The sequence below is a fragment of the Aequorivita flava genome, assembly GCF_038742595.1.
GTDB classification, from domain to species: Bacteria; Bacteroidota; Bacteroidia; order Flavobacteriales; family Flavobacteriaceae; genus Aequorivita; species Aequorivita marisscotiae.
Genome location: NZ_JBANCF010000012.1, coordinates 80720 through 97001 on the forward strand (window position 1 = coordinate 80720; position 16282 = coordinate 97001).

Here is a 16282-nt window from a genome sequence, read left to right on the forward strand (position 1 = left end):
AATTTAAGAAGCTGCTTCGTCAACATACTCTTGCAAATAGGCAAATCTTGGCGTTAGCTTTCCATCTGCTGTCGTTAATTTGGCACGCTCTAAAATTCCATTTTTATCGTTATTAAAAAAAGCAGGAATTACGTGGTCCAAGAACATTTCACCAAATCCTTCGCTTGCGTCTTTTGGCAATTCGCATGGCAGGTTATCTACGGCCATCACCAGTATAGCCTCCGGATCATTAAAATCTGTTTCGCTTTCGGTATTTGGATTGTACCCATAAAAAGGATCTGCTATAGTTGATGCGCGCAGTGTACAGGCTATTGGACCATCTACATCGCATGAAACATCGGCCACCAAGTTTATTTTAAAATCCGGATGTTTTGCGTCTTCCCGAGTAAATAAATACGGCGCCCCATTACCAAAAAAGTGGCCCGTTATAAACATATCGCTCACTTTGGCATATTTCATAAAATCGCTTTCGTAGTTGGTAGGGTCTTTATAAAATTCCTTTTTGCTAAAAGTGCCTCCATCTTTACGTTTGTTGTATTCTGAAACATCTATCAGGCAGTAAACTGGTTCGTCAAAATTTTTATTGAGATATTTGGCATCGGTTACTTCGCGTATTTTTAAATGATCTAATATTTCCTTTGCACCGCGCGTAACCTTTCCAGTTCCTGATAGTATTATTTTTATGTTGGGAATGGTAATCTTATCAAGTTCGGTTTTAACAGCTTCTAAATCGCGAAGATTTTCAACTTTAGGCAGCTCAAAAAGCTTGTCGCGTAAACCCAAACCTCTAAAACCATTATATGCGCCCACCAGGCCGGCGTAATAACCAAACCCGATTAAACGTCTGTTCCCCTTGTTTACAATGGTTTCGTGATCGAACATTTCAATATTTTTATCGAGCATTGCCTTCAACAATTTTCGGTTGTAGGGCTGTTTTTTAATGGTATGGCTAAAGTAAAAATATTTTTTATTCGGAATTAAAGCAGCTACGGGAACTTCTTTTACGCCCAGCATTACATCGGCTTCCGAAACATCATCCATTACTTCAAAACCAGCATCGCGATAGGCTTCATCAGAAAAAATACGTATATCGGAACTTTCAACGATTATTTTGGCACGGGGAAATTTCCGTATGACTTCTTGGCACTTTTCGGGTGAAAAAACAACCCGACGATCTGGCGGATTTTTGCGTTCTTTGATGATAGCAAAGGTTATTGACATATGGTATGTTTTTTGTATAAATTAAGGCGGTGTCAAAGATAGGGTTTTTCATGTATCTTTGCACTTCTTTAGACGTGAGACGTGAGACGTGAGACGTGAGACGTGAGACGTGAAACTGAACACTAATACTGATTATTAAAAAAGGGGCCGACTGGTTTTGACAGCGGGTCTAATTGTATTGTAAGCATGCCGAGCGCTGGGATACAGCTCGTAAATATCATATTTCACACTTTTTAAACGGCGAGAATAACTACGCCCTAGCTGCATAATCCGAATTATAGTAGGATGTGCCTCGGCCCACAAGGTGGGCAAGCAGGAAGTCACTCAACGGCCTTGGTTTACGGCGGTTGATTTAGTGGCTTCGTAAAAGTAAACCTAGCGATGCTAGTGCTTTGATGGCATCGTGAAGCTCAAGTAAAGATAAGGAGTGCGTTGGTAGTTTTCGACCGGCAATCTCTCGAAAACCGAAATGAAAACTAAGCATGTAGAAAGCAGTATAATTGCTTGTTTGGACGGGAGTTCGAATCTCCCCGGCTCCACTTTTGCTCGCCATAGCGCTGTGATTTATGCAGCTATGGCGAGCTTTTCATTTTATTGTATCTCCAGTAATTTGTAATTCCCTTTTGTTAAACCCCAATCAATGCATTTTATCTGAATTTAAGGTTAAATGAAACTTCATTTTTTGAAGTTTAAAAAGATTGGGTTACCTTAGAAGAGCATAAGCAAATACATATGTACTGTACCGAAAATTATAGTTACTATTTGTATTTATTCACTTTAAAATAGGTAAATTATGAATATTCTTTATTTGCACGGTTTAGATGGAGATCTAGCTCCTGAGAAAAGAAATATTTTAGAAGAATACGGCAAGGTCTTTTCTCCCGCAATTGATTATAGAACTGAATATAATAGTATTGAACTTTTGGTAGAACAGTACCGCGGTGAAAATATACAGGTGGTTATTGGCAGTAGCATGGGTGGGTTTGTAGGGTATTATATTGCAGATGCGTACAACCTTCCCTCCTTACTTTTTAATCCTGCGCTACATACGCGCTCGGTACATCAAAAAATACCAACCTATAAAAATCCGTACCTAAGCTTTAAACAAATTGTACTTGGCAGTCACGACGATGTAATTAATCCCAAAAGTACCTTTGCTTTTCTTTCCAAAAATTTACAGGAACATACCAATTATCACATTTATGTAAGACAAGAACTCGGCCATCGTATTCCCGTAAATGTATTTAAAGAAGAAGTAGCCTCGTTTTTTGGAAAGCTTTAATTTAGCGCAATGTTTCGTTTTAAGACCACCTAGCCTTTTCAATATCTTTTCTAGTATTGCCAGTGGATTTTTTAGTGAATTATTTCCTGAATCCCAACAACTAATTTCGCTCTAATTTAGCGTAGTCTGTAATACTTCAACTGGTTTAGTTATTCAAAATTTACATTCCACTTCTTATTGAAGAAAAAGCATTTTTATGCAGTATTTAAAAATTTACTGTGTAAACCTGTAAAAAATACTACGCACGGCCCGTTTCATCCTTCGCTGTTGTAAAGTTTTCTATTTTAATATTTTTTACTTTTAGAATTCTCATTGTTGTATTTCAGGTATAGCCAATACAAAATTCTGACTACTAACATTATACGTAGTGCCACTTATTTTTTACTATGTATACAGTTCGTAACTTGAAATGGATTTCTCCCTACACCTATCATTATATTAACGAGCAATCTTCAGTTGCAAGTTTATATTGAATCTTTTTATTCACCAACATAACCATATTATGAAAAAAATTACGCAATTTGCAATGGTCATTGCAGTAATATGCTGCACATGGCAAGGTAGTGCGCAGGGAGCTGAAAATAGTGCATACTATCCCGCTTCTTCGAATCTACAAAGAGCTTTGCCCACCAATCCAACAGCTGGACCAATGGGCATTATTCCTATATCTCCAACGGAAGGAAATGAATTTTGCGCCGTTACCCACTTTCCGTATATCACGGAAATTGAGCAGCCCAACGGCCAAATTTTTCGCGGAAGAATTTTAACCGACGATAAAATTACATATTTAGAAACCGTTGATGGTTATACGGTAATGCAAGATCCCGCGGATAAGTATTTTAAATATGCCGCTCAAGGGGTTGATGGAGAATTATATCTTTCTAATGTAATTGTTTCTGCTACCAATAGAAGAACCGCACAGGAAATACGAACTTTAAATTCTTTAAATACCCATGCGCGTTATGCAGGGGAACCTTTAAGAGAACGCATAATAAGTGCTAGCGAATCGCGAATTCCATCTGGGGTATCGGTTCAAAGTGTATTTCCTTCCTCAGGGATTAGAAAGTCACTTCTGCTATTAATTGATTACCCAGACCAACTCGCAACCTATACAAATGCAGAGTTTAACAATCTAAGCAATCAAGTTGGTTATAGCGTAAATGGCCAAACAGGAAGTTTTCGCGACTTTTATTTAGCTGCTTCCTATGGAAATCTTACCATTAATACTGATGTTTCAGGATGGTACACTGCCGCAAATAATCGCGCAACCTACGGTGTTGGTAGTTTAGTTGCAAGAAATTTTTTAAATGCGGTACCTCTTATTCGTGAAGCCGTAGACGCTGCTGAAGCTGCCGGCGTTAATTTCGCAGATTATGACGGAGATAATGATAATAATGTTGATGTAGTAATGGTAATTCATTCGGGTCGTGGAGCCGAAGAATCTGCCAATGCGGACGATATTTGGTCGCATAGATGGGTATTAGCTGCTGCCGGTTTACAGGTTACTTACGATGGTAAACAAATTAATGATTATATAATCCAAGCAGAAAAATACGGCCCTGCCAGTATTACAAATATTGGTGTAATGTGCCATGAATTTGGGCACGCATTAGGTCTTCCCGATTTATACGATGCCGACGGAGGTTCAGAAGGATTGGGTAATTGGTGTTTAATGGCTGGTGGAACCTGGAACAATAATGGCAGAACGCCAGCACATCCATCTGTATATTGTAAGGACGAAATGGGCTGGATGACCCCAACCCTACTCACCGGATCCGGAACTATTAACAATATGGATTATTCGCAAAGTTCGGCAGAAGCCTATCGGTTAAATACTGCGGTTGGAACTGAATATTTTTTAATTGAAAACAGACAAAAATTTATTTGGGATGCATTTTTACCTGGGTCAGGAATATGTATTTACCATATAGATAGAGCTACAGGCGATAACACCAACCCAGCTAGATATCGCGTTAATCTTGAACAAGCCGATGGATTGAACAATCTAAATAATAATGTTAATCGAGGCGATACTGGCGACCCATATCCTGGAAGTTCAAACAACACTATATTTAATTGCGTTTCTAATCCAAATTCCAAAACGTACAACGGTAATGAATCTTCTGCAAATGTTTATGGTATTGTTGCACAAGCTGCAAATAAAATGGGGTTTAACTATTTTACGGCTGCCGATTTTACAGCCTTACCAGATATTAGTGTTAATGCTGGTGTACAAACGGGTCTTGGCGGAGGAACACCAGTAGGTGGTGCGTATAGCGGGCCGGGTGTTACCGATGACGGAAATGGTTCAACGTACAGCTTTGATCCTGCCGCTGCCGGGGTTGGAGTTCACACCCTTACTTATACTTTTTCCTTTGCTGGTTCGTGCGCCGATAGTGCTTCCGATACGGTTGAAGTATTACCCGCGGGAGTAACTTTTACGGCACTCGCAGATCTTTGCATAAATGCAGGCGTTCAAACCGGTCTCGGTGGCGGTGCTCCTGCCGGGGGTACTTATAGCGGCCCAGGTGTTTCCGATGACGGAAATGGCTCTACATACAGTTTTAATCCCACCACTGCAGGCGTAGGAACCCATACTTTAACTTATACCCAAGGTGCTTCTTCGGCAACAGACAATGTAGAGGTATTTGCTTTGGATGATGCTTCGTTTAACTATGGTGCTGGCTCGTATTGCGTAAATGCTGCAGATCCCACCCCAACAATTACGGGTTTAGCCGGAGGAACATTCACTAGTACTGCCGGTTTATCGATTAATGCAGCAACAGGAACGATTGATGTTTCTACATCAACACCTGGGGCTTATAATGTTACCTATACAACGGCTGGAACTTGCCCAAATAGTTCTAGTGTGGGGGTTACCATAAATGCGTTGGACGATGCTTCGTTTAACTATAGTGCAGGGTCGTATTGTATAAGTGAACCTGATCCTACACCTACAATTACGGGACTTGGTGGTGGAACTTTCTCGGCTGGAGCCGGATTGTCTCTTAATGCCGCTACAGGTACTATTGATGTTTCTACATCAACCCCTGGGGCATACACAGTTACCTATACAACGGTTGGACCTTGTCCCAATAGCTCTAACGTGGGAGTTACCATAAATACCTTGGATGATGCTTCGTTTAATTATAGTGCTGGCTCATATTGCATAAACGGTGCAGACCCCACTCCCACAATTACAGGTGTAGCCGGAGGAGCATTTTCCAGTACTGCGGGATTATCGATTAATGCAGCAACCGGAACAATAGATGTTTCTGCGTCAACGCCTGGAACATATACAGTAACCTACACAACAACTGGAGCCTGCGCAAATAGTTCAACTCAAAACGTTACCATAAATACGTTGGATGATGCGTCGTTTAACTATAGTGCCGGATCGTATTGCGTAAGTGGTGCAGATCCCACTCCCACAATTACGGGTGTTGCTGGAGGAACTTTTACTAGTACTGCTGGATTATCAATTAATGCAGCAACAGGAACGATTGACGTTTCTGCGTCAACTCTTGGGACATATACAGTAACCTACACAACAACTGGAGCCTGCGCAAATAGTTCAACACAGAACGTTACAATATATGCCTCCCCTATTGTTACCTTTACAGCACCCTCCAGTCCAGTTTGTCCGAATGCAATCTTAACTGGTCAAGGCGGCGGAACTCCAGTTGGCGGTGTATATAGCGGCCCCGGAGTTACAGACGATGGAAATGGAACAACCTATACATTTGATGCTGCGGCTGCAGGAAATGGAATCCACACGCTCACCTATAATTATACGGATGCAGGTGGATGCTCGGGCAGTGCTACAGATACAGTAACAGTTGATGACACCACGCCTCCAACCATTACATGTCCTGGAAATATTAGTGTGAATAATGATCCTGGTGTTTGCGGTGCTTCCGTAACGTGGATTGCTCCAGTAGGCGTAGATAATTGCTCTGGTAGCATAACAACATCCTCGCATAATCCAGGAGATTTTTTCCCAACAGGAACAACCACGGTAACTTATATGGTTACAGATACAAATGGAAACACAGCTAACTGTAGCTTTACTGTAAGCGTAATCGATACAGAAGGACCGGTTTTAACCTGCCCCATAAACTTTACAGTAAGTAATGATCCGGGCCTTTGTAGTTCGGTTGTTACTTATGTTATGCCAACAGCTACAGATAACTGTGCATTAAATGATATACTTGTAAATGGCAGTTTTGAAACAGGCAATTTTACAGGCTGGAATGTAATTGATTTTACAAATCCCTTTATTCCTTATTTTGTTGGTGCATCGAATAATGGAGGAGGCTTCTTCCCACCAGCGTCTCCAACCGATGGAGGACTGCTCGCCGGAAATGGATTCGATTCAGCAGGACCAGATACATCATTGCTATACCAAGAGATCTCTATCCCGGCTGGAGCAACTACTGCCGATTTAAGATGGGATGAAAATATAGATTATGACTTATTAAATTTCTGTGGTGGTTGTTCAGATAGAACTTATCAAGTTCAAATACTAGATGCAACAAACACAGTACTACAAGTACTTAAAACCAGAGTTTTACCCGCTGGAACGATAGATTCTGATAATATTTGGGTAAGTGAATTTGCAGACCTTTCTGCCTATGCCGGTCAAACAATTCGTATTGGCTTTTGGCAAAATACTCCCGACACCTTTACAGGACCTGCTAAGTTTGCTTTAGACAATGTAACCTTATATACAAATTCTTCTATTGCAGTTACTCAAACAGCAGGATTACCTAGCGGTAGCACTTTTCCGGTAGGAACAACAACAAACACTTTTGAGGCAACGGATGCAGCTGGTAATACCTCAAGCTGTAGTTTTACTATAACTGTTGAAGACAACGAATTACCTGTAGCAAACTGTGCAGCGCCATTTACTATACAATTAGATGCAGCCGGAAACGCAACTATCGTTGTAGGTGATATTGAAAATGGAAGCACCGATAACTGCGGTATTGCCACAACTACTATAGATAAATCTAATTTTAGTTGTGCAGACGTGGGAGCCAATACAGTAACACTCACTGTAACCGATACTAGCGGAAATATTTCAACCTGTACAACTATTGTAACAGTTGAAGATAATGTGGCACCAACTGCCGTATGCCAACCATTTACCGCCCAATTGGATGCCACAGGTAATGTAACAATTACTGGCGCCGACGTTGACGGTGGGTCTGCCGATGCCTGTGGAATTGCTTCACTTTCAGTTTCCCCGAACGCATTTACCTGCGCAGATGTTGGACCGAATACGGTAACACTCACCGTAACCGATGTAAACGGCAACGTTTCAACCTGTACAACAACGGTCACCGTTGAAGATAACGTTGCGCCGGTTGCAAACTGTGCCGCGCCGTTCACCCTTCAATTGGATGCTTCGGGTAATGCAAGTATCACCGTGGGCGACATTAATGCCGGAAGCACCGATGCCTGTGGCATAGCGAGCACCACGATAGACAAATCCACGTTTACCTGCACGGATGTTGGACCAAATACGGTAACACTTACCGTAACCGATGTAAACGGAAACGTGTCAACCTGTACAACAACGGTTACCGTTGAGGATAGCATTGCACCAACAATTATTTGCCCAGCAGACATTACCGCCAACACAGATGCGGGAGATTGTGCTGCAACGGTAACCTTTGTTACTCCGGTGGCTTTCGATAATTGCGGCATTGCAAGCGTCGTCCAAACAATGGGCGACCCCAGCGGAAGTGGTTTCCCAGTAGGTGTAAATACTATTGAATTTACTGCTACTGATGTAAATGGAAACACAAGCACCTGCAGCTTCACCATTACGGTGACAGATAACGAACCACCCACTATGGTCTGCCAGAATATCACCATTCAACTTGATGCGGCCGGTAACGCAACAATTACCCCGGCAGATGTTGATGGAGGTAGTTCCGATAACTGTGGAATAGCGACTTCATCAGTAAGTCCAAGCACGTTTGATTGTAGCGATGTTGGTACCAACAACGTAACGCTAACGGTAACCGATGTTCACGGAAATACGTCAACCTGTACCGCAATAGTAACCGTTGAAGATGTTACGGCGCCCGTAGCTGTTTGCCAGGACATCACGGTAGCGCTTGATGCGTCGGGCACGGTAACCATCGCAGGAATAGATGTTGACGGTGGAAGCACCGATGCCTGTGGCATTGCGAGCTACGACCTCGACATAGATACTTTTGATTGTTCAAATGTTGGCGATAACATTGTAACATTAACAGTAACCGATGTAAACGGAAACACGTCAACTTGTACCGCTACGGTAACTGTGGAAGACAATACCAGCCCGGTATTAGTGTGTCAGGACTTCACCCTTGAACTTGGTGCCGATGGTACTGCCGTTCTTGACCCAAGTGATGTGATAGCCTCTAACGATGACGCCTGCGGAATCTTTGCCTCGGCAGTAGATATTACAAACTTTAGCTGTGCCGATATAGGAGCGCCAATTACGGTTCAAGTATTTACGATGGATGTAAACGGCAACCTTGCAACTTGTACAGCGCAAGTAACAGTGGTAGATTTATTAGCACCAGTAATAACTTGTCCTGTAGATCAAACAGTAGATCCGGGGCCTGGAAACATATTCTATATCCTTCCAGATTACTTTGCCACGGGTGAAGCTATAGCAATAGACAACTGTACAGATCCAGTTACAATTACAACACAATCTCCTGCAGCAGGAACGCCGCTTTCTGATGGTACGTACACCATTACATTTACTGCAGAGGATGCATATGGAAATGTTTCAACTTGTGATTTTGAACTTATCGTAGAAAGTGTATTGGGGGTTGGCGAGAATAGCTACGACCTTGGAAGCATTACGATGTATCCGGTACCGGCCAAGAATATTTTGAACATCGGCAATCCGAAGTTATTGGAATTGGAGAAACTGGAAATTTACGATCTAAGAGGTAGATTGGTACAAAGTGCAGACCTTCGTGCAATGGGCAATGTAAAAACAATAAACGTTGACCAGCTTGCCGCTGCTTCCTACTATGTAAAAATAAGAGGTACAGAGGGCGAGATAACCAAACGCCTTTTAAAAGAGTAGTTTTATAATTGAATATTGAAATGGAAATCGCCCGAGAAAATTCTCGGGCGATTTTTTTATTTGTAAAAATAAGTAATGCAGCAATCCAAATTATATCTAATCAGATTTTTAATTCTTCACTAAAAATTAAATAGTTAGTAATATTTAAATTCAATTAAACAACATTCAGGAAATTTGTAAGTATTTATTTACAGCCATCGCATTTATCGTATTTACACATTTTATATATTTGTTAGATTGGAAATTAAATTATTCATTTTATAATACATTCAAAATTTTCCAGAACCCTGCAGTATTTCTCCCCAACTGCAGACGCTTTCAATTAATAAGTAAATAGTAAAGTTTTTAAAAAAAGCAAAAACTTATTGCAAGAAAAGCAAAAAACTTAAAATACATTTTAACTGTACGTTTTCAACAATACAACATTGTTGCTCGCGCACATACCGAATTAAATACGCCAGAAGCCTATTCTATTCCTATAAAATACAAAGCAAAAATCTAAATTATGAAACGCTTTAAAATAATAAAACTCGCACTTATTCTGAGTATAGTTTTCATTACAAATCCAGTTAAAGGAACTTCGCTTATTTACCAGCCACAGAAAAACCAAATATCTTCTACCTTATTTGAGGCAAGCGATACTTTAGCAATAAACCATAAAATTACTGGCATTGAGCACCATAACCCTTCTAACCTTCAAAACACAGGCAAGGTTACTTTAGGAGGCTTTGTGTATAATTATAACGAAAAAACCCAATCTGGCTGTTTATTTATAGATTTAGAAATGGTTGATGCAGGAATTGTTCACAACATAAACGACGGACTTACCAATGGTTGTTTTTCAGAAAAATATGGTTATGGTGCCTATATTTATTTTGGCGATATTTCTCCAGAAAATTATTATAAAAAACCCATCGAAGGCCTATTGATGAATTACTACGGAACATGGGCTCTTGAAGACGATAAATACGTTTTTCACGTACAGGAAATTCAACCTTTTTTTTAGTTTTAAACACCAAAACAAAATGAAGGAATAGTAAGCTATAGCAGTTAAAAATTCGCTTTTAAATTTCAGGGTAAATTTCTTCAACATTTACCGTACAAATAAAACTTGATTGTAAAGCCGTGCCAGAATTTATATCTTACCTCAAAAATTAGTTAACTATGAGCAGAGGTTTTGTAAAAGAGGGCGATCAGGAAGAGATCCCTATTATTCCACCACGCGCGGCCCTACCTACAAGCGCTACCAATTATGTTACACCTACCGGAATGGAATTGCTACAGCGCGAACGAAAAAACTTAGAGGACGAACGCGCCACACTTACAACTGTAAACGAGCAACAGCGCCGAATTGAATTAGCTGTAATAAACGGAAAATTAGATTTACTGAACGAAAGGATTGCGTCTGCCCGCATTCTAGACCCTGCGAGCCAACCAAAAGACGAAGTCCGATTTGGCGCCACGGTAACGTATAAAATTTCTACATCTCCCTCGCCGCAAACCTTTCAAATTGTTGGCGTAGACGAAGCCAATATTGCAAATAGAAAAATTGCATTTGTAGCACCTATTGCGGTGGCTTTAACGGGTCATAAAATTGGCGAAATTGTGCCTTTTAAATTAGGTGCCGAGTCTAGAGCCCTCGAAATTTTAGCTATTTCATATACATAAATTTACGTTCTATTCGCATTATAAAAACGATTATAACTATTCTGAAACAGTATTGTCCGATTAAAAATCATGTTTTTCCCCTACGGGACATTTGTTTAGGTGCGATCTCTTGATTACCAATATTTTGCCCAGCTGGAGCAGTATGCCGTTAGGCATTAAATATGGGTAAAAAAATAGAGCCCCGTCAATTCCTAGTCCCATAAGGACTACATATAATATGGGGTTTTCCAGAGTTAGTCATTACTTTTATCGGAGAACAATGATTCTGAAACTGAATTTTAAAAGTGAAGTTTTCTATTTTAAATAAATTTTCAAATTTTTGAAGTCTTTACATAGCTTAATTACCAGAATTGATAGGGTATTGTTATCTTGCACGCTATTATTTTAAAAAGCAATTATTATGAAATTATTTCGCCTACTATTTATCTTTTTATCGGTTCCACTTTTCGCACAACAAGGTGGCATGTGGATTCCTTCACTTTTGGAAGGAATGAATGAAACTGAAATGACCAACCTCGGCATGAAAATGACTGCAGCCGATATTTACGATGTAAATAATGCCAGTTTAAAAGACGCCGTACCTCATTTTAATGGAGGCTGTACTTCCGAAGTTATTAGCAACAAAGGGCTTTTACTTACCAATCACCATTGTGGATATTCGCAAATTCAAAGTCACTCATCGTTAGAAAATGATTATTTAGAAGATGGTTTTTGGGCAATGAGTTTGAAGGATGAATTACCCAATCCGGGCGTTACGGCTACATTCATTGTAAAAATTGAAGATGTTACTCCTCAAATAATGACGGGCGTTTTAGACGCAATGAGCGAAGGTGACAAACAGAAAAAAATTGAAGAAAATATTGCGGCAACTGTACAAAATTATCCAAAAGAAGCTTGGCAAGAAAATCGGGTACGCACCTTTTACGAAGGCAACCAATACATGCTTTTTGTAGTTGAAACTTTTAAGGATATTCGTTTGGTGGGGGCTCCACCTTCTTCTATCGGAAAATTCGGGAGCGATACCGATAACTGGATCTGGCCTCGGCACACTGGCGATTTTTCACTTTTTAGAATTTATGCCGACCAAAACAACCGTCCCGCAGAATATTCAGAAAACAACGTGCCTTACACTCCAAAACACTTTCTTCCTATTTCGTTAGATGGGGTGGCGGAAAACGATTTTACTTTGGTCTTTGGCTATCCAGGAACTACCGATGAGTATTTACCCTCAATCGCTATAGAACAAGTTATAAATACTGTAAACCCAGCTCGAATTGCCATTCGCGATGCGGCTTTAGCCATTCAGGATAAATACATGCGCGCCGATCCGCAGATAAAAATTCAATATGCTTCTAAATTCGCCCGAATTGCCAATTACTGGAAAAAGTGGAAAGGCGAAACATTAGGACTTAAAAAATCTGATGCAGTTGGCATTAAAAAACAACAGGAAAGGGAACTGAAAGAACAGATTAACAAAAAAGGGAAACAACAGGAATACGGTCAACTTTTACCAAAATTTGAGGCCTACTACACCGAAATTGAACCATATACGTTAGCACGTGAATATTTTCTTGAAACTGTATTACGAAATGTAGAATTACTGCGTACGGCCTATCAAGCCTATCAGCTAAAACAAGTTTTTGAAAACCGAGGCGAACAGTCCTTTATCGATAGAAGAAACAATATGGTTGAAAGACTTGAAAGTCATTACAAAGATTACAACCAGCAAGTAGACAAAGAAGTGTTTGAAGCATTAATTGCGCTCTACGCTGAAGGGGTTGCAGATCACTTTTTACCAGCTTCATTTAAAAATTTAAACGCACAACAACTAACAAATAACGTTTATACCAACTCTGCTTTGGTAGATTACACCTCGGTTAAAGAGCTGTTAGCAGGCGATGCTGAAACAGTTTTAGCAAAGTTGAATAATGACCCAGGTTTTAAAATAGTAGCAGAAATGGCAGATGCTTATTTTGAAAAAGTTGCCCCGAAATACGAAGAATTAGATTTAAAAATTTCAGGGTTGCAGCGTGATTATATGAAAGCCTTGCTTGAACTAAGTCCAAAGGACGCACGCATCTTTCCCAATGCCAACAGTACCTTGCGAGTAACCTATGGAAAAGTGGCGGGTTACTCTCCCGCAGATGCCGTGTATTACGAGCCTGTAACGCATTTGGAAGGAGTAATTCAAAAATACGTACCTGGCGATTATGAATTTGATGTGCCGCAAAAGCTTATCGATCTTTTTGAAGCGAAAGACTACGGCCAGTATGGCGAAAACGGCAAGATGGCCGTTAACTTTATTGGAACCAATCATACAACGGGTGGCAATAGCGGTAGCCCAGCTATTGATGCACACGGAAATTTAATAGGTCTAAATTTTGACCGCGTTTGGGAAGGTACAATGAGCGATTTTTATTATGACCCTGCCCTATCGCGCAACATTATGGTAGATATTCGATACGTACTTTTTATAGTAGATAAATACGCAGGCGCCACCAATTTAATTGAAGAGATGAAATTGGTACACCCAAAGAAGGATAAGAAAAATTCTAAAAAGAAGAAGTAACAGTATTAACCACTAATCCACGAATAATTGTAAAGACTATTCGTGGATTAGTGGTTTTCTTTTTTTGTTATTTCAACCCGCGAGCCTGTAACATAGGCTCAATTTTTGGGTCACTACCACGCCAATCTTTATACATTTTTTCAAGATTTAATGTATTTCCTCTAGAAAGAACCATGTCTCTAAAACGCTGGCCATTTTCGCGTGTTAAACCTCCGTGGGTTGTAAACCAGTTATAGGCATCGTGATGCAACATTTCTGTCCACGAATACGAATAATAGCCTGCGGCATATCCACCCGCAAAAATATGTGAGAAATAAGTAGAGCGGTATCTTGGCGGTACGGCATGAACAACATCAAGTTTAGTTTTATTTAAAGCAGCATCTTCAAAAGCATTTACATCATCAATTTGCTTATCAGCAGAAATGGTGTGCCATTGCATATCCAGGTTAGATGCCGCCAGGTTTTCGGTTAGACTATACCCTTGATTAAATGTGCCCGCATCTTTTATTTTGTCAATCAATTGTTCCGGAATTTCTTCGCCTGTTTTATAGTGAAGGGCGTAGTTTTTTAGAATTTCCGGATACAGGGCCCAGTTTTCATTAAACTGCGAAGGAAATTCTACAAAATCGCGCGCTACGGCCGTTCCAGATAATGATGGGTATTGCTGCGCTGCAAAAAACCCGTGAAGGGCGTGCCCAAACTCGTGAAACATGGTTTCAACTTCATCATAAGTAAGTAACGCAGGTTCGCCATCAGCTGGTTTTGGATAGTTACAAACATTATAAATTACCGGTTTTTTATTGTACAATTTTGATTGTGTAACAAAATTACTCATCCAAGCGCCGCCACGTTTGCTCGGTCTAGCAAAGTAATCGGCATAAAAAAGTCCAAGTGGTTCGCCATTTTCTTCAAACAACTCATAAACCCGTACATCTTCGTGATAGGTAGGAATATCGGTTCTGGACTTATAGGTTATTCCATACAGTTTTTCCGCAGCATAGAACACCCCTTTTTCTAGTACATTTTGTAATTCAAAATAAGGCTTTATTTGGTTTTCATCTAAGTCGTATTTTTCTTTTCGCACCATTTCGGCATAATAGTTCCAATCCCACGGTTCTAATGTAAAATCCTTTCCATCAGAATTTATCATTTTCTGAATTTCATCAGATTCAGTTTGTGCTTTTGCCGTTGCAGCAGGAATAAGCCCGCTAAAAAATTTATTTACATTTTCGGGTGTTTTTGCCATTGTTTTTTGAAGGCTCCATTCGGCATAATTATTAAAGCCTAAAAGTTTTGCTTTTTGGGCACGCACTTTTACTAATTCCTTAATTATTTCTCTAGTATCGTTCTCACCTTGGTCTGCTCTGTGCCACGCTGCTTTAAACAGTTTTTCTCTACTTGCTCTATTGTTCATAGATTGCAACAATGGTTGTTGTGTAGTATTTTGCAACGGAATAGACCAACCTTTGCCTCCTTCAATTTCTTTAGATTTTAAGAAATCTGGAGCTACGCCCGAAAGGTCTTCTTTGTTGGTAAACGTTACTGCGCCCGCATTGTTTGCGTCTAAAAGTGTTTTACTAAATTTGGTGGTTAGGGTTGCAATTTTTTCATTATAAACCTTTAATTTTTCCTTATCTTCTACAGAAAGATTTGCCCCCGCAATTTCAAAATCTTCGTAATAATTTTCAAGTAATTTTAAAGATTCGGCATCTAGGTTTAAGCTTTCCTTTTTATCATAGAGGGTTTTAAACCTGTTGAACAATTTTTCGTTCAAATATATCATGTCTTTTTGAGCGGCAAATTTCGGCGCCATTTCCGATTCCACTGCTTGAAGTGTTTCGTTTGTATTGGCGCCAGCAAGCGCATAGAAAATTTGGGAAGAACGGTCTAAAAGTTCGCTGCTTTTTTCCAGGGCCACCACGGTGTTTTCAAAAGTGGGTTCTTCTTCGTTATTTGCTATTTCTAGTACAATTTGTTTTTGTTGTTCTATGCCTTCAAGCATCGCAGGTTTAAAGTGTTCGTCTTTAATTTTCGTAAAATCGGGAGCTTCATAGGGCAAGGTGCTTTCAGTAAGTAGCGGATTTTCGGTATTGTTCATTTCGTCATTACTTTCAGTTGATTTTTTTTTTGAATCATTGCAAGCTGCAATTAATAGGACGATTGCCAAAAAGGGAATTGCTTTTTTCATTTGTTGATTATTTTTTTAGAAACGTAAAGATACATAATTAGTACACTTTCTATTTTGAATGTTACAAAATGAAAAACCCCTCCAGCATATGCTGAAGGGGTCTTTCTTGTTTTGGTTGGTTATTTGGCGATTATTCTTTAATCAAGCGCTTAACAGTGCTTGCTTTTTCACCAATAATCTGTACCATATAAACGCCAGCCGCGAGCGATGAAACATCTACCGCTTTTTCACCCTGCATAGTGCGAAGGTCTATCT

General features: G+C 39.9%; 8 protein-coding genes and 1 other RNA gene. 6 read left to right on the top strand and 3 right to left on the bottom strand.

Annotated elements, in window-relative coordinates:
• Positions 1–3: 3 nt before the first annotated feature.
• Positions 4–1221 carry an NAD(P)-dependent oxidoreductase gene (locus tag VZD24_RS12965; RefSeq protein ID WP_373693831.1) on the bottom strand — a complete coding sequence of 406 codons (1218 nt, stop codon included), beginning with the start codon at positions 1219–1221 and terminating at the stop codon, positions 4–6.
• A 143-nt stretch (positions 1222–1364) separates the two neighbouring features.
• Between VZD24_RS12965 and ssrA the strand changes: the two genes are divergently transcribed.
• From ssrA to VZD24_RS12995, 6 genes are all read left to right on the top strand, one after another.
• Positions 1365–1763, top strand: a transfer-messenger RNA (tmRNA) gene (ssrA, locus tag VZD24_RS12970).
• A 251-nt stretch (positions 1764–2014) separates the two neighbouring features.
• Positions 2015–2503 carry a YqiA/YcfP family alpha/beta fold hydrolase gene (locus tag VZD24_RS12975; RefSeq protein WP_279447219.1) on the top strand — a complete coding sequence of 163 codons (489 nt, stop codon included), beginning with the start codon at positions 2015–2017 and terminating at the stop codon, positions 2501–2503.
• Between the two features lie 502 nt (positions 2504–3005).
• Entirely contained in the window at positions 3006–9602 is a 6597-nt protein-coding gene (locus tag VZD24_RS12980) for a M6 family metalloprotease domain-containing protein (protein ID WP_342687859.1), read from the top strand.
• A gap of 505 nt (positions 9603–10107) precedes the next feature.
• Positions 10108–10608 (top strand): hypothetical protein, encoded by a 501-nt coding sequence (locus tag VZD24_RS12985; protein ID WP_279447216.1) that lies wholly within the window; start codon positions 10108–10110, stop codon positions 10606–10608.
• Between the two features lie 158 nt (positions 10609–10766).
• Entirely contained in the window at positions 10767–11270 is a 504-nt protein-coding gene (locus tag VZD24_RS12990) for a GreA/GreB family elongation factor (protein WP_342687860.1), read from the top strand.
• 400 nt (positions 11271–11670) lie between these two features.
• Complete coding sequence (locus VZD24_RS12995) at positions 11671–13839, top strand: S46 family peptidase (RefSeq protein WP_279447214.1); 2169 nt, start codon at positions 11671–11673, stop codon at positions 13837–13839.
• Positions 13840–13906: 67 nt separating this feature from the next.
• Here VZD24_RS12995 and VZD24_RS13000 read toward each other — a convergent pair whose 3' ends face one another.
• Both VZD24_RS13000 and VZD24_RS15260 read right to left on the bottom strand, forming a co-directional pair.
• Positions 13907–16027: a M3 family metallopeptidase gene (locus VZD24_RS13000; RefSeq protein WP_279447213.1), complete on the bottom strand. Its 2121-nt coding sequence runs from the start codon at positions 16025–16027 to the stop codon at positions 13907–13909.
• Positions 16028–16157: 130 nt separating this feature from the next.
• Positions 16158–16265: a T9SS type A sorting domain-containing protein gene (locus VZD24_RS15260; protein WP_373693832.1), complete on the bottom strand. Its 108-nt coding sequence runs from the start codon at positions 16263–16265 to the stop codon at positions 16158–16160.
• Between the last annotated feature and the right edge of the window lie 17 nt (positions 16266–16282).